Source organism: Methylobacterium sp. GC_Met_2 (assembly GCF_026540795.1).
In the GTDB taxonomy this organism is placed as follows: Bacteria; Pseudomonadota; Alphaproteobacteria; order Rhizobiales; family Beijerinckiaceae; genus Methylobacterium.
The window spans coordinates 44,273-60,171 of the sequence record NZ_JALNUM010000010.1 but is presented as its reverse complement, the minus strand read 5'-3'; the positions used below and the strand labels follow the sequence as shown (position 1 = coordinate 60,171).

Genomic DNA, 15,899 nt, shown 5'->3' with positions numbered 1-15,899 from the left:
CGTGAAGTGGTGGCGATATCAGAAAGACGCAAGAGGCGTGCGCAGCCTCCCCCTTCAGTGCCCGGCCGGATCGGCGGCCGTCGCGTCGGGCGTGTCGAGATAGAAGCGCTTCAGCATGTAGAGCGCCGGTCCCGACAGGGTGCTGTTCTCGGTCGCCAGCGCCAACAGGGTTGAGCCCCCATCGAAGCGGCAGGTCAGCCAATGCTGGCGATTGCCATCGAGGTAATCGACGCGGACCGTATCGGGCGTCGCTCCGGGAGCGGCGCGCAGCAGTCGGAGTCGGATCCCGGCCTCCGGCGCGACCGCCGGGAGCGCCCGGCGACAGGTGGCGACTCGCTCGCGGCGCCGGTTGTCGTCGCAAGTGGCGAGCCCGCCGAGGAAGCCGGCTGCGATCGCCGCCGCCAGCAGCCCGCGATGCGCGGGCCTCACGGATGGTTGCGCAGGCGCTCGGCGACCCGGGGGGCGTGATAGGTGAGGATGCCGTCCGCTCCGGCCCGCTTGAACGCGAGCAGCGCCTCGACCATCGCACGGTCGCCGTCGAGCCATCCGTTCCGGGCGGCCGCCTCGATCATCGCGTACTCGCCCGACACTTGATAGGCGAAGGTCGGGACCTGGAATTCGTCTCGGACGCGGCGGATGATATCGAGATAGGGAAGGCCCGGCTTCACCATCACCGAATCAGCCCCTTCGTCGAGGTCGAGACGCACTTCGCGCAGCGCCTCGGCGGAATTGCCCGGATCCATCTGGTAGGTGCGCTTGTCGCCGACGAGCGCGGCCTTGGTGCCGATCGCGTCGCGGAACGGGCCGTAGAAGGCGCTCGCGTATTTGGCCGCGTACGCCATGATCTGCACGTCGAGAAATCCGGCCTTGTCGAGCCCGGCCCGGATCGCCCCGACGCGGCCATCCATCATGTCTGAGGGGGCGATAATATCGGTCCCGGCCTCGGCCTGGATCAGGCTCTGCTCCACGAGTACCGCCACGGTCTCGTCGTTCAGGATCGCCCCGTCCCGCATCAGGCCGTCATGGCCGTGGCTGGTATAGGGATCGAGCGCCACGTCGGTCATGATGCCGATTTCCGGGACCGCCCGCTTCACGGCCCGCACCGCCTGGCAGACCAGGTTGTTGGCGTTGAGCGCCTCGGAGCCCGTCGGGTCGCGCAGCGACACCTCGGTGAAGGGAAAAAAGGCCACCGCCGGAATCCCTAGCCGGGCCGCGCGCTCGGCATCGCGCACGATCTCGTCCACCGAGAGGCGCTCGACGCCCGGCATCGAGGCGATCGGCTCGCGCCGTCCGGCGCCGTCGATCACGAACATCGGCCAGATCAGGTCGTCGACGGTGAGCGTGTGCTCGCGGACGAGGCGACGCGACCAATCCGCCTTGCGGTTACGGCGCGGCCGCTGGGTGATCTTCAGGCCCTCGACCCGGCCGCCCTCCCGGGCAGCCTCCAGGGCGATGGGACGCGGCTCGGGCAAGATGTCTGACATGCAGCTTCGCTACCGTTCGCGCGGCCGGCGCCGCGGATCGCTCGACGCAGGCGCGCCGGAGGCGCCGGACTAACACACGGGAGCGAGCCGGCGAAACCCAACCGTTGACGCAGACTCGCCAAACCGCTTCAACCCGCGCACCCACTCTCAGCCAGGACCCGGCCCCGATGATGCACCGGCCCATCCCCGCCCAGAGCGCGTCGTAGTGCCGGGCTCCTTCCCGATCCGACGCAAAACACCGCGGCCGGGCGAGATCCCGACCGACCGGATCGAGCGCGCCCAAGGCCCGGCCCCCGGCGCGTGGGATATGGCCCTCATCTGGTTCATGCGGATCACGGCGCTGATCTGGCTTATGAAGAGTCTCGCGTCCTGGGCGACCATCCTCGACGTGATCCCCGGGGTGCGGCCGTTCGAGTCCGAGCCGTTCGGCCGGCAGGCGGCGATCGTCTACTTCGCAGTGGTCGATGCCGCGGCGGCGATCGGTCTGTGGCTGACCAGCGCCTGGGGCGGCGTCATCTGGCTGCTTGCCGTGACCTCAGCGCTGACGCTCGCCGTGCTGACCCCGCAACTTCTGCCCGTGCCGATCCCGCTACTCGTATTCGGTGGCTGTGTCGTGCTGTTGTACTTCGTGCTGTCCTGGCTCGCCGCGCAGGAAGCACGGTGAACGAACCGTTCTGATCTTCGCTTCAGTTTGTCTTTACCGCAAAGCGTAAATCGGCAATTCATCCTGTCGCTTAAATCGCCTTTCATTCCCAAGCGGTAGCTTAGCCAACATCAGCGGCACCGCATTGAACGGATACCGCGGCATCAGACGGCGAGGCAGACATGAAGACGCAGGGCGCCAGGGCCACCAAGATCGAATCCATCGAAGAGGCATTGCCGGCTCGGGGCTCCTATCTCGAGGCGCTTCACCTCGTCGAGCGCCTGCACCGCCGGCTCCTCGACGTGATCAAGGACGAGTTCGAGCGGCGCGGCCGCGAAGACGTCAACAGCGTCCAGGCCTTGCTCCTGTACAACATCGGCGACAAGGAGCTCACCGCAAGCGAGCTGCGGACCAAGGGCTACTATCTTGGCTCCAACGTCTCCTACAACGTCAAGAAGCTCGTCGAGGCTGGCTACCTGCACCACGCCCGCTCGAAGACTGACCGCCGCTCGGTCCGGATCAGCCTGACCGACAAGGGCCGTCAGGTGCACGAGATCATTCAGGGTCTCTACGATAAGCACGCCCGCACGATCGCGCCGATCGGCGGCATCTCGGATGACGATTTCGGTCGGCTCAACCAGGCGCTCGGCCGTCTGGAGCGCTTCTGGACCGACCAGATCCGCTATCGCCTCTGAAGCACGATCGCGCTCCCGTCGGCCGCTGACAGCAAACCGGGAACACCCGACAAGCGGGCGCTTCTTGGTCGATCAGACCCGCCACCGCCACCGATCCGTCCTACCAGACGTTGAGAAGGCTCAGGATCCCGGCGATGACCGCATAGGCGAAACCGGCGTTGATCGCGACGCCGAACAGACCGATGACGAGGCCGCCCAGCACCACGACACCGTCGCGCTCGACAAGACCGAGGCCCACGAGGCAGACGGCGAGGCCCAGCGGGATCTGCCCGACGATGGGCGCTGCCACAATTAGGGCCAGCGCCAGGGCCAGTAGGGCGACGCCCATGCCGCGCATACCCAGCGCGGTGTCGAACACGCTCAGGCGCGGGCGCGACCAGCGCTCCAGACGCCGCAGAACCGGCACCGCCCGCGTCACGGCGCGCCGCACATCGGTCAACGCGATGGACCGGCCGAGCAGCATCCGCGGCAGCCACGGTGCCGACATGCCGACAGCGATCTGAGTCGCCACCAGCAGCAGAAGTAGTCCACAGATCAGCGGGATCGGCGGCGGCATCGGCAGGCAGTTCGGCAAGCCGAGCAGCACGACGAGCAGCGCGAAGGCGCGGTCCCGCAGGACCGCGACAATGTCCCCCACCGTGAGGCGCTCGCCCTCTTGGCTCGCCAACACCGTGAGGACGTCCGACGTTCGTGCACCGGAGGTCAAGGATCCGCCAACCTTCGCTGTCCCGCGGGGGCTCTAGCGGAGATCGCGTGGTACGCCAAGCACGGCAGCCGTGCGACAGCACCGCCCGCGCCTTCGATAGGGCGCCGCCATGTCGGGGCGCACGCCGCGGGCGGGCAATCACTATTTCGTCGCGATGCTTTTTGACGAATATCTCGCAATATTACAAGGTCAGTCGAAGACTAAAATTCGCTTACGCAGGCAACCCGCGCATCTATCGACTCGACTCGCTCACGTATCTCACGGATCATGCTCCGAAAGGAGGTAAACCCGTGCGATTCGGGCACCCTAAAATCAAGATCCGTCTTGGTGGCATCTGCGTTGCTGTCGGGATCTTCTGCCGGATCAGTCTGCCCGATGCGGCACGCGCCGGCGAGATCGACACGCTCGTGTTCGGCAGTCTCGATGCGGGCGCCGCCACGTTCATGACCGCGGGCGCGAAAGTCGGCCTGCCGTCCCTCGATCGCGACGGCGCCGTGGTGTTGGCGAGCCTTGGCGGCGGCCGACAGGGCGAACGTGGTCCGGAGGGATCGGTTCAGCGCTACACGGTCCTCGGCGCCATCAACTTCGGGTATCAGTGGTTCTTCGATTGGGGCGTGGTGGCGGCCTTCGCGGGCCCCGAGATGACGACGCAGATGCTGACGGACCCAAACGGTCCGACCCTTTTGCCATCTCGCTTTGGTCTTCGTTTACACGGTGAGATCTGGGCTCGCCCGTCCGAGGACACGCTGCTGCAGGGAAGTGTGGTCGCGGGTACCGCGCTCGACAGCGTCTGGGCCCGTGCAGCCTTGGGTTACCGCCTTTGGGATACCTATTTCGGGCCGGAAGCGAGCCTGTACACGGATGCGTCCGGGTTCCTAAAACTGAACGTGGGGCTACACGCAACGGATTTTACCGTCGGCCGCATCAGTTTCAGGATCTCGGCTGGGATCCAGAGCGAGACCGGCCGACGGTCCGTTGCCCCTTACACCGCGCTTTCGGTCTGGTCGCCCTTATAGTCCCGCTCGGGCTCGCTCAGGAGGGACCGAAGAAAGGTTGTCGCGTCTTGCCGGATCTCGGCGCGCCGCGTGTCCCCAAAGCCGCGCAGGGTCCTGTAGGGCATCGTCATGCGAGGATTGTTGGCGAGTTTGTCTTCGTTCTCGATCAGGAAATTCCAATAGAGGTAGTTGAACGGGCAGGCGGTCGAGCCCGATTTGACCTTCACGTCATACGCGCACGATCCGCAATAATCCGACATGCGATCGATGTAGGCGCCCGAAGCGGCGTAGGGCTTCGAGCCCATCACGCCACCGTCCGCCCAGAGCACCATGCCGTGAACGTTGGGCAATTCCACCCACTCGTAGGCATCCGCGAAGACGATCAGGTACCATTCCTCCACCTGCGCCGGGTCGAGACCGGCGATCAGGGCGAAGTTGCCCGTCACCATCAGGCGCTGGATATGGTGCGCATAAGCATGGGCGCGCGTATCCGCGACCACCTGGGCGATGCAGTTGAGCTTGGTCTCGCCCGACCAGTAGAACCACGGCAGGGCCCGGCTGGCCGCGAGCGCGTTCGTGTCGCGATACTCGGGCATCCGCGCCCAATAGAGGCCGCGGACATATTCGCGCCAGCCGAGGATCTGCCGGATGAATCCCTCGGTGCAGTGGAGCGGTGCCGCGCCCTCGCGGAACGCGCGCTCGGCAGCCCAGCAGATTTCCTCCGCGGTCAGGAGTCCGGCGTTCAGGGCCGGCGAGATCAGCGCATGATACAGGAACGGCGCACCGGTCTTCATGGCGTCCTGGTAGTCGCCGAAGGTCGGCAGACACGTGGCGATGAAGTGTCGGAGCGCGGCGAGCGCGTCGGAGCGCGTCACGGGCCAGGAGAAGCTAGCGAGATCGCCGAAATGGTCGCCGAATTCCCGCTCAACCAGGGTGATGACCTCGCGGGTCACGGCATCCGGCTGGAAGCCGATCCGGTCGGGCAGCCGGTGGCCCTTCGGCAGGCGCTTGCGATTTTCGGCGTCGAAATTCCAACGTCCACCGACCGGCTCACCGCCCTCCATCAGCAGGCCGGTGCGGCGGCGCATGCCGCGATAGAAGGTTTCCATCCGTAGATGGTGCCGGCCCTCGGCCCAACCCGCGAAATCCTCCCGCGGGCAGAGGAAGCGGTTGTCGGCCCGGATCTCCACCGGCGGCCCGAGGGTCTCGCGCCAGTCCTGCATCATCTGCCAGACCCGCCATTCACCGGGCTCGGTGACGGTCACGCGCTCCGGCTTGTGCCGTGCCACCGCGCGCTCGAGCTCGCCGGTGAAGCTGCCGGTGCAGCCGGGATCGGTCAGGCGCACGTAGTCGACCCGGATGCCCTCGGCCGTCAGCTCGGCCGCGAAGTGGCGCATGGCGGCGAACAGGAACGCGATCTTCTGTTTGTGGTGGCGGACATAGGTCGCTTCGTCCCGCACCTCGACCAGCAGCACGACGTCGCGTTCGGGATCGAGGTCGGTCAGGCTGGAGACGCGACGGGTGAGCTGGTCTCCGAGGACCAGGCGCAGCGTTCCGCAGGATTCGGCTTTGGGCTTGCCCGGCACTAACTCAGCCCTCGATCCGAACGGCCGAGCGGCTGCCATCCAGGCCGATGACTTTAGCGGTGATCCACCACCCCGTTCCGCCGTCGATGATCACCCGCCCCATGTCGATCCCCCTCGCTACACAAGCCGCCGGGATCAAGGTAAGGCCGGGGGCAACGCCGGGCAGGCTGCAAGCCTGCGCCCTCCACGTGCACAAGGTCGCAGGCGGGACACATGAAGTTCGCGTTCGCCGGCATCGACTTCCTGGGGGGCGTCTTCGAGGGGCTTCTGGATGCCGGCTGGACGCCGGTGAAGCTGTTCACCCGCCCCTGCGACGGGGTCTACGACCACAACGACGTAATCGTCGCCCGCGCCCGGTCGTTGCGCATCCCGATCCAGCTCTCGCGGATCCGCGAGCGGGACATCGAGGCGATCCAGGCCGACCACGGCAAGGACTGGGCGCTCGTGGTGGCAGGTTATCCGTGGTTGGTGCGCGGCTGGCGCGGCCACGCGGCTTACGGTTTCAACATCCACCCCTCGCCGCTCCCGATCGGGCGTGGCCCGTACCCGTTGTTCCGCGCCGTGCTCGATCGCTACGAAACCTGGGGCGTGACCGCCCACGTGCTGGCCGACGGCTTCGACACCGGCGATATCCTGGCGCAGGAGATGTTTCCCCTCAGCCCGCAGGAATCGCACGAGACCCTTTTGGCCAAGTGCCAGATGGCGGCGCGCCGCCTCGTCGCCGGCACCCTCGGGCGCGACTTGCCCGGCCGCTGGCGCTGGGCCGAGCCTCAGCGTGACGGCTCCTACTGGCCGCGCGCCACCGATAGCGACCGGACCCTCGATTTTCGGAAGGACGTAGGGGCGATCCTCCGCCGGGTGCGGGCCTTCGGCACGGTCGAGACCATCGCCCGCCTCGGCGATACGCGTGTCTACGTGGCAGAGGCGGGCGGCTGGCAGGAGCGGCATACCCACGCCGCCGGTGCGGTGGTGCATCGCCACCGCCGCCACATCGTCGTCGCGGCCCTCGACGGGTACGTTCAAATCACCCGTTGGTCGCCGCTGCCGCTCAATGAGGCGGCCCAGATCGGCCGTTGAGCGCGCCCAGCACGGGAACCGATCCAGGTTCGGCCGTGTTTCCGGCGGCCCTGGTTATGGAGCCCGACATGTCGACACGCGCAAGCCTCGCCGCCGCCCTCGGGTTCGCCGCGCTCTTCACAGGCTCCGCCTTCGCGCAGGCGATCATTGTGGGGCCCGACGATTTCGGCCCCGACGACGACGTCGTGGTACGCGACTACATCGTTCGCCGTCCCGTCGGGCCTGGACCGATCGTGGGATCGATTCCGCTGCGGCCCGGCAGCATCGTGCCCGAGGATGTTCGGCTCGCCCCGTTCACGGACGCCCCCGATCCGCGGCTGCGCCGTTTCGGTTATTTCGTGGCGCCGGGCGATAAGATCGTGGTGGTCGATCCGGCCTCGCGCGCCGTGGTCCGGATTCTGGACCGCTGACGTCGAAGCCGATCGTCTACCAATCGGCCAGCGCCGCCCGTTTCCATCGATTCCGGGCGACGCAACGATACTCGTAGGCGCTGTCCCAGGCATGCTCTCCGGGTTCGCAACGATCGCTGCTGCTTGCGGGCGGCTGCGGTCTCGCCTCGCGAAGTGAGGCCGCCTCGACGCGGCCGGCATCGCTTACCCGGAACACCGGACCGTCTCCGCCCGCGTAGACGAAGTCGCGCCCGTCGAAGCCGAGCCGACGCGAGAAGGCGCCATCCCGTGTGCCATCGAGTGCGATCATCTGGCCTGAACCGAGCAGGATCGGCACGCCGGTGAAGCGAGCCGCAGCAGCGTCGATCCCGATTCCGTAGGTACCCTCCCCCTGGAACGAGATGGCCCGGTCGGTAATTGATCCGGTGAGGTTGCCCATGAGGATACCGTATCCGGTGTGGGCGCCTGGTATGCCCCCTGTGGAGATCTGAAGGCCGACCCGCTGGCGATTACGGTCGGTGGTCGGCGACTGGGCTGAGACGTCGATCTCGGCGCCGATACAGGACGCTACGGGATCGGCCTCGGTGGTCGTGTCCACACAGTTGAAGTTTCCGGCCCAGGATGGGCCGACCGGACCGATCCCGTTCGGCTCCTTGAAGATGGTCCCGTTCACCGCGACGTTCTGAGCCCCGGTGTTGGCCAATGCCCGGTTGTGTAGCTCGCCGGTGATCGTCCACTCGTAGCCGGCATTGTGCGGGCCGGTGGAACCCAGCGCCCAAAGCGCCTTATAGGTGTGGGTCGCCTCCCCCGAACCGTTCGGCACGTGCCGGTCGACCCGCAACGTCGAGACCGGGTCGAAGCCCTGCGGCTGATTCCAGAGGAAAACATGTCCGCCGTCGATGCCGGGAAGACCGGTTCCCTGGACGTTGCGCGAGAAACTGGGCAGCCACGCCGAAGCAGCCTCGGTGGCAACGATCGGTGGCTGCCCTGGCGCCTCGGCGACCGCGGGGAGCGACGCCCCCTCAAGCAGACCAAACAGACACGGGACAAACGTCAGGCTGGTGCGCAGATGCATAATCGTCCCAAGATCGCCACCGGATAATCCCGGCAGGGCCAGGATGAGATTCATCCCGACCAGATAGGCCTGGGCTTCGCGGCGGCGACAGCGACTCTGCGATGGCGCGTGAACCAATGCCCACGCGCAGCGTAAGCCCTTCACGGCACCAAACTTCGAAGACGTCGCCTGTTCAGATCGGGGAGCAGTACACGATGAAGGCCCTGCGATTCCTTAGAGGCTGGTTTCTGATGTCCATTCCGCTCGGCCTGTTCGTAGGCCGGTTCATCAAAGCGGGAAAAGGTCCGCCCCTCCCCCGCGACGAAAGAGGATCGAACCGTCCGTAGAGCCTGTCGGACGAACTATCAGCCGGTGAGGCAATGAACCGACGCGCGACGAAGGATAAGTCGCGCGCACCGACACTCCTGCGGGCTGATGGATGAAGGCGATGTCGCGATGCGGATCGTCGTCAATTACATATTAGTAAATCAGCCGCATTTTTACTGAACTCGTGCCATGTTGGCCGACATGGGCAGGAAAATCGGCCATGTCTCGCAATGCCCCGCCCTACAGCGGCCATGCGGAGCGGCGTACCACGCCCCGAAAGCCGACGGCGCTCCTCGCTTTTGCGCTGAATTCGGACGGGGTGCGGTTTCCCTGCCAGGTCAGGAACATCTCCGACCGCGGCGCCATGCTGGAATTCCTCGGCCAACACGCGACGATGGTCGAGAACGCCTTCGATTTGGTTCTGGCCGACGCCAAGGTGCGCTATGCCGTCAAGGTCGTCTGGCGAAAGGAGCGGACGACTGGCGTACAATTCTGCCTGGACAACGAGTAAGACGTTAGAATTCCAAGCGCAGCGGCTCACCCGAAGTCCGGCCGCGCGGCAGCGCAGCGGGCTTGCAATTCGAAGCGGATCCGTCGAGGCCAACCGCGAGGGCGCCGGCTCGGTTGGCAGGCGACGCGGAGAGCGCGCGGATCTTTTCATGACGAGCGGCAACGGTGTGGCCGTCGGGCAGGATGGCTGGTTATACTGGGTCGGCCGTGCCCGCGAAGTCGAGGTCTTCTACGGCGACAGCCCCCTGTCGCGCCGGATCCTCACACGGTGGGCACGTCTGATCGACCGGCGCACTCGGCGCCTGGATGCCCTCGGCATCCGCCACGTTCATGCGGTCGTCCCCGACAAGCTCGCGGTCTATCCCGATACGCTCGGCCGCGCGTTTCCGGGCCTAGACAACCCGCCCGCCGTTCGCCTCGCCAAGCTCCTGGAACCGGATGGCGGCGCCCGGATGCTCGATCTGCTGACACCATTGCGCGCGGCGCGGGGCGCTGAGCCGGTATATCTGCAGACAGACACACATTGGACCTATCGCGGCTATCTCACAGCCTACCGTGCGTTGTGTGAGGCCCTCGATGCACCAGTGGCCGAGCATGTCTTTGCCGGCGTGCATGAGCGTGCGCGATTCACGTTCGATCTCGGCGAGAAGCTCCGGCCCCCGATCGAGGAAGACTACGTCGCCTACGATTTTCCGCGCCGCGCGGAGCGTGTGGACGCGAACGCCCTAGTTCGGGTGCGTGAAAGCGGTCGGGCGATCCGGCAGCGTGGCCTGTTCGTTGGTTCGCGCGTCGTGATGCGGAACGATGCGGCGCCGGACCCGCGTCGGGTCGTGCTGTTCGGCGATTCCTACATCTACAGTCCGGGCGCTCGCCTGACCGCGATGCTCGCCGAGTCCTTCGCCGAAGTCCACGCGATCTGGTCGGCCAATCTGGACTGGACCTATATCGAGGGCGTCAAACCCGACATTCTGATCTTCGAAATCGCCGAACGTTTCCTGCGGCAAGTCCCGACCGACCGCATTCGCATCGATGCGTTCGCGCAGAGACGGGCCAAACGGGCCGTTCGGCCGACGCTGCGCGAATGGCTCCGGCGGGGCCTGCGATCCAAGAAACCGCACCAACCCACCTAAAAAGGGGCCCCACCGCACGCGTGCGGTGGGGCCCCTGTTCTCGAAGTGCCTCGGTTCAGTACCCGCGGCCGTAATAGCCCGGACCGCCTCGATCGAACGCGCCCGCCGCCGCGGCGCCGGCCGCCGCGCCCGCAACGCCGAGGCCGATGGCGGCCCCGGTCGAGAGGCCGCGGTGACGGCGATAGCCGTAATCCCGATGACGCCCGTAGCCACGCTCGTACCCGCGACCGTATCCGTCGCGATAACCGTAATCCTGGGCCTGTGCGACGCTCGGGCCGACGGCCCCGAGGCACAGCGTGACAGCAGAGAGGAGAACCAGCTTCCGCATCGATAAATCCTTCGCAATTGCGTTGAGGGGCCAACACAAACCGGATTGATGTGTTCCAAGGCGCCTGATCCGGATAGCGGCACCTCGCCCCTGCGCCTCATCGGGCGCATTCCAGCATCGGAAATGCTGCTTGCGCCTAGGAACGGGCCGGATAACTTTCTCCCGGCCTACGCACTCAGGACCAGAGAATCGTACGGCTCATGACGGGGCTTGGCGTCCGCCCACGAGGCTTCGAGCGAAATCAGTTCGCGGCATCAGCGGAAACCTGCCAGGAATGATAAGTCATCTGTACAGGCTACGCTTTAAGCAACTTCGCATAGTAAATGCCTCGGTCGGACTGGATATGCTGGTACACGCAGAAACAACACGGGAGGTGAGACTGCGGGGATATCGACCCTGTTTGCCGATCCGCTCGGACGGGCTCTGCTGACACTCCTGACGACGGATCACGGCCTGCCGGGCGCCCCACAGCGTACCGTGCTTCTGCGGGCGCTTCAGGATTTGCGTATCAGAGCCGACACGGACGGCGCATCCGCGTAAGTGCGGGGCGCAATCCGTTCGGCGTTGTGGGCCCTGCGCGCGGAGTTCCTGACGGCCTACGCGATGCAGCCTGCCGCTTGCGCGGATGCCGGGATGGATGCTTGAGCCGAACGCACACCTTCAACGATCGTTTGTTGGGCGGATCAATCGTTCAAGGGGACGCCGAAGCTTTTCAAAACGATCGATCGTGCCGTTCAAGCGTCGCCGTAGGGTCAGTGATGCAAGGCCCGGGACGACTTCGCCGAAAGCCTGCGGGGTGGCTCAGGGCAGCGCCGAGCCGATGCGTGCGCTTGCTCACTCAGATCAGCCCGCCGGCTGGGCTGGATGTCAGCGCACGACCAGCGCGTGTGACGAGCTTGGCGAAGGCCAGAGCCGCCGCCGAAGCCTGTGTTTCCGACGGGAAAGCCCGGTCCGACTCCAGGACCGTCAGCTCCGTTGCGTCGAGTAGGACCCAGGTCCACATGTGGCGACCTGTCGAACGGATTTCGAAGTGCATGGGTGGCTCGCGCGTCTGAACATGCCCACAGCATGGACTGCGAAAAGCCGCGCCAGATTAATGACTTGGGTGATGCAACAACCTGTGTCGGCTAACATCGGGCTTGTCCCCAACATCCCCGCAGATCACAAGCCAAGCCGGCCGCGTTCCGGCGCCGCAGGATGTTGCCAAGGGTCCTTGGATAATACGGGAGAGCTCAAGTTGGAATTGACGATGCAAACTGCGCATGTCCCGAACTTCCACGGGCTTCGAGTGAACCAGCCGGTTGACGCACGCCTGGATTGCATATTTGTGCGCAACTCAATCGCGCGTTATTTTGTTTGGTGAGCGGCCGGAACGCCGGCTGTCCCCACCGTTCTACTCGAAAGCCACGTTTGCATGTCTGCACGTCCGATCACTCACACGGCACCCAAGTTGGCGACCGACGCCGATCGCACCATCGGCAGCCGTATCGCCGTGCTGCGGGCTGCACAGGGCTTGAGCCAGACCGCCCTGGGAAACGCCCTTGGCGTCAGTTTCCAGCAAGTGCAGAAGTACGAGAAGGGGCGCAATCGCATCGGTGCAGGCCGTCTTCAGGCGATCGCCGACCTCCTGAAAGTCCCGGTCGAAACCTTCTTCGCACGTCAGCCGGGATCGAATGAGACTGAAGCCAGTCCGGTGACCTTTCTGGAAGATCCGCAGGCGATGGAGCTTGTGATGGCTTTCGCAAGCATCACGGACAGCACTGCGCGGGCTGGCGTGCTGGCGATCGTAAAGGCGACGGCCAGCCTTCAGCGACCGGCTGATCGAGGTTGAGGGTACCTGGCGGCGAAGGTCCGGCTCACTCGCGATGGAACGGACCCGCAGCAGCTGTTGCACCTTGAGGCGGCTTTCGTTGCGCCGATACCGAGAAGGCCCATTGCGGTGGTGGGCCGATTAGGGCGTGCTTTGATTGCTCGCGCGGGTTGGCCGGCCCATGCTCTACAGATTGGCTGGAAGCAGTCTCTCGCCGAGCGCAGTGCCAGCATCCTGGATGCACCCAAGCAGGTCGGCTTCTGAGAGCGGTTGGCCATGCGGATCGAGAACTGCGATCTCGGCGTAACCCTTCGCGACAGCATCGCGCAGCTTCTGAACAGACCAAATCGGCCGTCGGGCATGTATAAGTCACGTTGCCGCCATGTAAACGGCTGCTTCGGACAACGTAGATACGGGGCTGAACGCTCAAATCTCTATCCCCGCGGCTCCTAGTATCGCTCGCTACTTGATGATGCCGACTTGGTGTGTCCGGATTTCACCTTCAATATCGGCCGCATTGGGATCCTTCGCATCGCGCAGAACGCTTGCGGCAACTGCCAGAACTTCGATCACCCGCTCGTCCATCGCGATGGCGCGTGCGATTCCGCGACACAGCACGTCGCTTTCGATCGCGTTGGGTTTTTCCGGCGCCGACATGGCTGCTTAGCAGCGCAGCTGAAAATTCGTTCACTGTTGGAGATTGTTACGGCGTAATCGGCCCTCGTTTGCTGCCCGAATGACGATGCTACGGGGAGCCGATGTCGGTTCACACCAAGAAAGGGGCACAGGAGAACGCTACTGCAAGCGCGCCGTTGATTAAGCCTTTCGGAACGTTGCTGACCAGCACCGGCATCGTGGCAAGCACAGAGGTTGCAAGATTGGTACGGGCAGCCGAAGCGGAGGCTGCTTCATTCGGAACAGCCTACGGTCCCGCGGTTGCCGAGATTATCTGCGAGATCGGCGTGGACCAGAAAAAAGCAGAGTAGGCGCGGCGCGAAGAAGCCCGCTGCGGCTGGCCGGGCCGGCTTCTCGAGATCCGGACCGTGAGGGGATACCTGGGCTGGATCCCACCACAGGATGCAGTCCTCCAGTTATCGAAAAAGCCCCGCGCGGCGGAGCCGGCGGAGCTGAGTGAATCCTTGGGAGGAGCGCGGTTTATCGCAAGCATTGGGCCAACTAAGGCGGCCCGCTCGGCCCCGCCCCGATCTGCTTACGGGGTGGGGGAGCGTCCGATCTCACCAGTGGTGGGCCGCTACGCAACGCGGCCCCAGGGGCACCATGAACAGGGCGGGCTAGGCGGCCGTCACCGACGTTGGGTGTGCGCTGTCCCAGGCTGAAGCTGACGGGAACCGATTTGCCAGCCTCGTGCTACTTCGATGCAACCTGGGCGCGTCGCCGGAAAGCACCGGATTTGCGAAGTAGTTTAACTCGTTGTCTTCACTGGTAAATTGGTGAGCGCGTTGGGGTTCGAACCCAGGACCTACAGATTAAAAGTTATTTGCCAATCCAATAAAGATCAATGATTACAATGATGCCTGTGTCCAACCTCTGAGCCCTGATCGTGCAAATGCGCGTCGGGGAAAGCGGGAATTGGACACAGCTCCTGAGCGCCGGATCAGTGCGCGCGGCCGTCCCCAAACAGGTTGGCCCGGGTCTCCTTCCAGCACTCCTCCAGCTTGCGCATCCCGTTGATCGCGAGCCGCCGCTTATTCACGTCGCGGCTGTAGTGGCGCACCATCTGCTCCGACATCTCGACGATCGCCGACACCTCGGCCTCGGTGTTGCCGGCCTCCAGCAGCATGTTCACGGCATTCTTGCGCAGGCCGTGAAACACGAAGGCACCGTCGCGCAGCGTCTTCATCGCGGTGGCCTTCGCAGCAGAGACGGGCGCCGCCGTGCCCTTGCTGGTCTTCGACGTGACCTCGCGCTGCCAAGCGGTCCGATAGGCCGCGAGCGTCCAGGCCTGACCGTCCTCGCGCAGGTGCAGCGCCGGGTGGTCGATGTGAGTCCGGGTCAGGATCTCCCGGTACTCGGAATGGATCGGGACGAAGACCTCGGCGCCCGTCTTCCGTGCGATCAGCTCGATCGCGTTGGCGCCCGGCGCTGGCCGGACCATGGGCACCACATCGACCGAGCGCTGGCCGGTGTAGAGGGCCGAGTAGACCGGGAGATGCAGCCCGGGCCGCGCGTGCTCGAAGAACGCTTCGAAGGCGCGGTCCGACCACGGCTTGTGCGGCTCGACCTCGTGCTCAACTTTCTCGGTGATGCGGGCAACGTTCGCGGTGCAGTAGCCACGGGCGCCGCCGAACGAGAGCAGCTTGGACAGAACCGCCCGGAAGTAGCGTGCGCCCGATGGCGTGCCGGAGCGCAGATCGATCGCCTCTTGCGCGGCGATGGAGGTAAGGGCCGCGACGGGCTCGCTGCCCCACGCGCTGCTTATGGCCTTGAGGTGCCGGTCGTAGTCGCGCTTGGTCAGGTCCGCGAGCTTCTCGAAAGCCGGGTGAGCCCGGTAGACTTCGATCAGCGCGTCGAACGTCTTTCGGGCCTCGCCATCGTCCACGCGGTCCCGCATCTCAGCGGCATCGACGGCCGCCCAGAACGCGGCCGGTCCACCCTCCCCGCGCGGCTCCGGCAGCGGATAGGACCGCCCCGAGTCGCTCCTCCAGGCCCATTCCCATCCGGCATGTGTGCGCTCGGCGATCAGGGCCTCGCACTGCCGGCAGCGACGCCAGAAGGCATCGTCCTGCGGTGCGTCCAGGATCGGCACGACCGGCCAAGCGCGCGGCGTCCCGCGATAACGCTCGAAGCTGAAATACATCCGGCCCGACGGGTTCGGCCGGCCGCGCACGTGGCGCGGCAGGTCAACCATTCCGCCGCCGCTCCTGGGCCTGCCGCTCATAGGCTTCACGGGCCATCGCTCCGAGGTCCTTCTTCGGACCGGGAGATGACACCGCCGACTTGCCGCCCGTCAATTCCGGGAACTGACTCGGGTGCCGGTGCAGGCGCCACCGGTCGATCGCCTCCAGGCAGTACATGCCGGTGTCGGGATCCGGCCGCGGGAAGCCGCGCGTGAACAGGCGCACCCTACACGCTTCGAACTGCGCCAGCGTAAGATGTAATCGCCGAGCGACCTTCTCGGCTGGGATGTCCGCCGGGTCGACTGCA

General features: G+C 65.4%; 19 protein-coding genes. 9 read left to right on the top strand and 10 right to left on the bottom strand.

The features are described from left to right. Nucleotides 1–54: 54 nt before the first annotated feature. Entirely contained in the window at nt 55–429 is a 375-nt protein-coding gene (locus OXS49_RS06155) for a hypothetical protein (protein WP_267422790.1), read from the bottom strand. Then, nucleotides 426–1,484 carry a porphobilinogen synthase gene (gene hemB, locus OXS49_RS06150; RefSeq protein ID WP_267422789.1) on the bottom strand — a complete coding sequence of 353 codons (1,059 nt, stop codon included), beginning with the start codon at nt 1,482–1,484 and terminating at the stop codon, nt 426–428. The genes OXS49_RS06155 and hemB overlap by 4 nt, the downstream gene beginning before the upstream one ends. Nucleotides 1,485–1,737: 253 nt before the next feature. Between hemB and OXS49_RS06145 the strand changes: the two genes are divergently transcribed. Both OXS49_RS06145 and OXS49_RS06140 read left to right on the top strand, forming a co-directional pair. Next, nucleotides 1,738–2,148 carry a DUF6163 family protein gene (locus OXS49_RS06145; RefSeq protein WP_267422846.1) on the top strand — a complete coding sequence of 137 codons (411 nt, stop codon included), beginning with the start codon at nt 1,738–1,740 and terminating at the stop codon, nt 2,146–2,148. Nucleotides 2,149–2,309: 161 nt separating this feature from the next. Then, nucleotides 2,310–2,822, top strand: a complete 513-nt coding sequence (locus tag OXS49_RS06140; RefSeq protein WP_244008059.1) for a winged helix DNA-binding protein — start codon at nt 2,310–2,312, stop codon at nt 2,820–2,822. A 100-nt stretch (nt 2,823–2,922) separates the two neighbouring features. On the opposite strand, the gene OXS49_RS06135 is transcribed toward OXS49_RS06140, so the two are convergent. Continuing rightward, nucleotides 2,923–3,528: an exopolysaccharide biosynthesis protein gene (locus OXS49_RS06135; protein WP_267422786.1), complete on the bottom strand. Its 606-nt coding sequence runs from the start codon at nt 3,526–3,528 to the stop codon at nt 2,923–2,925. 161 nt (nt 3,529–3,689) lie between these two features. Here OXS49_RS06135 and bcsS point away from each other — a divergent pair, with 161 nt between their 5' ends. Next, nucleotides 3,690–4,544, top strand: a complete 855-nt coding sequence (gene bcsS / locus OXS49_RS06130) for a cellulose biosynthesis protein BcsS (protein WP_267422785.1) — start codon at nt 3,690–3,692, stop codon at nt 4,542–4,544. Here bcsS and OXS49_RS06125 read toward each other — a convergent pair. Then, nucleotides 4,511–6,109, bottom strand: coding sequence for a cryptochrome/photolyase family protein (locus tag OXS49_RS06125; RefSeq protein ID WP_267422784.1), 1,599 nt, complete (start codon nt 6,107–6,109; stop codon nt 4,511–4,513). The two genes, bcsS and OXS49_RS06125, sit on opposite strands and share 34 nt — an antisense overlap. Before the next feature lie 213 nt (nt 6,110–6,322). Here OXS49_RS06125 and OXS49_RS06120 point away from each other — a divergent pair, with 213 nt between their 5' ends. Both OXS49_RS06120 and OXS49_RS06115 read left to right on the top strand, forming a co-directional pair. Further along, nucleotides 6,323–7,186 carry a formyltransferase family protein gene (locus OXS49_RS06120; RefSeq protein WP_267422783.1) on the top strand — a complete coding sequence of 288 codons (864 nt, stop codon included), beginning with the start codon at nt 6,323–6,325 and terminating at the stop codon, nt 7,184–7,186. 68 nt (nt 7,187–7,254) lie between these two features. Next, the gene (locus OXS49_RS06115) at nt 7,255–7,596 is read left to right on the top strand and encodes a hypothetical protein (protein ID WP_243925663.1); all 342 of its coding nucleotides are present in this window, start codon (nt 7,255–7,257) and stop codon (nt 7,594–7,596) included. 16 nt (nt 7,597–7,612) lie between these two features. Here OXS49_RS06115 and OXS49_RS06110 read toward each other — a convergent pair whose 3' ends face one another. Beyond that, nucleotides 7,613–8,794 (bottom strand): hypothetical protein, encoded by a 1,182-nt coding sequence (locus OXS49_RS06110; protein WP_267422782.1) that lies wholly within the window; start codon nt 8,792–8,794, stop codon nt 7,613–7,615. Nucleotides 8,795–9,176: 382 nt separating this feature from the next. Here OXS49_RS06110 and OXS49_RS06105 point away from each other — a divergent pair, with 382 nt between their 5' ends. Then, entirely contained in the window at nt 9,177–9,467 is a 291-nt protein-coding gene (locus tag OXS49_RS06105; protein WP_267422781.1) for a PilZ domain-containing protein, read from the top strand. Between the two features lie 148 nt (nt 9,468–9,615). Continuing rightward, nucleotides 9,616–10,596, top strand: coding sequence for a hypothetical protein (locus OXS49_RS06100; protein ID WP_267422780.1), 981 nt, complete (start codon nt 9,616–9,618; stop codon nt 10,594–10,596). A gap of 55 nt (nt 10,597–10,651) precedes the next feature. On the opposite strand, the gene OXS49_RS06095 is transcribed toward OXS49_RS06100, so the two are convergent. Further along, nucleotides 10,652–10,924 carry a hypothetical protein gene (locus tag OXS49_RS06095; protein WP_267422779.1) on the bottom strand — a complete coding sequence of 91 codons (273 nt, stop codon included), beginning with the start codon at nt 10,922–10,924 and terminating at the stop codon, nt 10,652–10,654. 838 nt (nt 10,925–11,762) lie between these two features. Continuing rightward, entirely contained in the window at nt 11,763–11,960 is a 198-nt protein-coding gene (locus OXS49_RS06090; protein WP_267422778.1) for a hypothetical protein, read from the bottom strand. Nucleotides 11,961–12,338: 378 nt separating this feature from the next. On the opposite strand from OXS49_RS06090, the gene OXS49_RS06085 reads away from it, so the two are divergent. After that, on the top strand, nt 12,339–12,755 hold the full coding sequence (locus OXS49_RS06085; RefSeq protein WP_244008079.1) for a helix-turn-helix transcriptional regulator: 417 nt from the start codon (nt 12,339–12,341) through the stop codon (nt 12,753–12,755). 441 nt (nt 12,756–13,196) lie between these two features. On the opposite strand, the gene OXS49_RS06080 is transcribed toward OXS49_RS06085, so the two are convergent. After that, nucleotides 13,197–13,391, bottom strand: a complete 195-nt coding sequence (locus OXS49_RS06080) for a hypothetical protein (RefSeq protein WP_267422771.1) — start codon at nt 13,389–13,391, stop codon at nt 13,197–13,199. 101 nt (nt 13,392–13,492) lie between these two features. Here OXS49_RS06080 and OXS49_RS06075 point away from each other — a divergent pair, with 101 nt between their 5' ends. Then, the gene (locus OXS49_RS06075) at nt 13,493–13,720 is read left to right on the top strand and encodes a hypothetical protein (protein WP_267422769.1); all 228 of its coding nucleotides are present in this window, start codon (nt 13,493–13,495) and stop codon (nt 13,718–13,720) included. Between the two features lie 629 nt (nt 13,721–14,349). On the opposite strand, the gene OXS49_RS06070 is transcribed toward OXS49_RS06075, so the two are convergent. After that, the gene (locus OXS49_RS06070) at nt 14,350–15,603 is read right to left on the bottom strand and encodes an integrase (protein WP_267422767.1); all 1,254 of its coding nucleotides are present in this window, start codon (nt 15,601–15,603) and stop codon (nt 14,350–14,352) included. Further along, a complete protein-coding gene (locus tag OXS49_RS06065; protein ID WP_267422765.1) occupies nt 15,596–15,817 on the bottom strand; it encodes a hypothetical protein in 222 nt (73 codons plus the stop codon). The genes OXS49_RS06070 and OXS49_RS06065 overlap by 8 nt, the downstream gene beginning before the upstream one ends. Between the last annotated feature and the right edge of the window lie 82 nt (nt 15,818–15,899).

What these genes read in the sequence shown, in the direction of transcription:
- hemB (WP_267422789.1), bottom strand. Translation starts at nt 1,484, where the DNA reads ATGTCAGACATCTTGCCCGAGCCGCGTCCCATCGCCCTGGAGGCTGCC.
- OXS49_RS06140 (WP_244008059.1), top strand. Translation starts at nt 2,310, where the DNA reads ATGAAGACGCAGGGCGCCAGGGCCACCAAGATCGAATCCATCGAAGAG.
- OXS49_RS06120 (WP_267422783.1), top strand. Translation starts at nt 6,323, where the DNA reads ATGAAGTTCGCGTTCGCCGGCATCGACTTCCTGGGGGGCGTCTTCGAG.
- OXS49_RS06115 (WP_243925663.1), top strand. Translation starts at nt 7,255, where the DNA reads ATGTCGACACGCGCAAGCCTCGCCGCCGCCCTCGGGTTCGCCGCGCTC.
- OXS49_RS06105 (WP_267422781.1), top strand. Translation starts at nt 9,177, where the DNA reads ATGTCTCGCAATGCCCCGCCCTACAGCGGCCATGCGGAGCGGCGTACC.
- OXS49_RS06100 (WP_267422780.1), top strand. Translation starts at nt 9,616, where the DNA reads ATGACGAGCGGCAACGGTGTGGCCGTCGGGCAGGATGGCTGGTTATAC.
- OXS49_RS06095 (WP_267422779.1), bottom strand. Translation starts at nt 10,924, where the DNA reads ATGCGGAAGCTGGTTCTCCTCTCTGCTGTCACGCTGTGCCTCGGGGCC.
- OXS49_RS06090 (WP_267422778.1), bottom strand. Translation starts at nt 11,960, where the DNA reads ATGCACTTCGAAATCCGTTCGACAGGTCGCCACATGTGGACCTGGGTC.
- OXS49_RS06085 (WP_244008079.1), top strand. Translation starts at nt 12,339, where the DNA reads ATGTCTGCACGTCCGATCACTCACACGGCACCCAAGTTGGCGACCGAC.
- OXS49_RS06080 (WP_267422771.1), bottom strand. Translation starts at nt 13,391, where the DNA reads ATGTCGGCGCCGGAAAAACCCAACGCGATCGAAAGCGACGTGCTGTGT.
- OXS49_RS06075 (WP_267422769.1), top strand. Translation starts at nt 13,493, where the DNA reads ATGTCGGTTCACACCAAGAAAGGGGCACAGGAGAACGCTACTGCAAGC.
- OXS49_RS06070 (WP_267422767.1), bottom strand. Translation starts at nt 15,603, where the DNA reads ATGGTTGACCTGCCGCGCCACGTGCGCGGCCGGCCGAACCCGTCGGGC.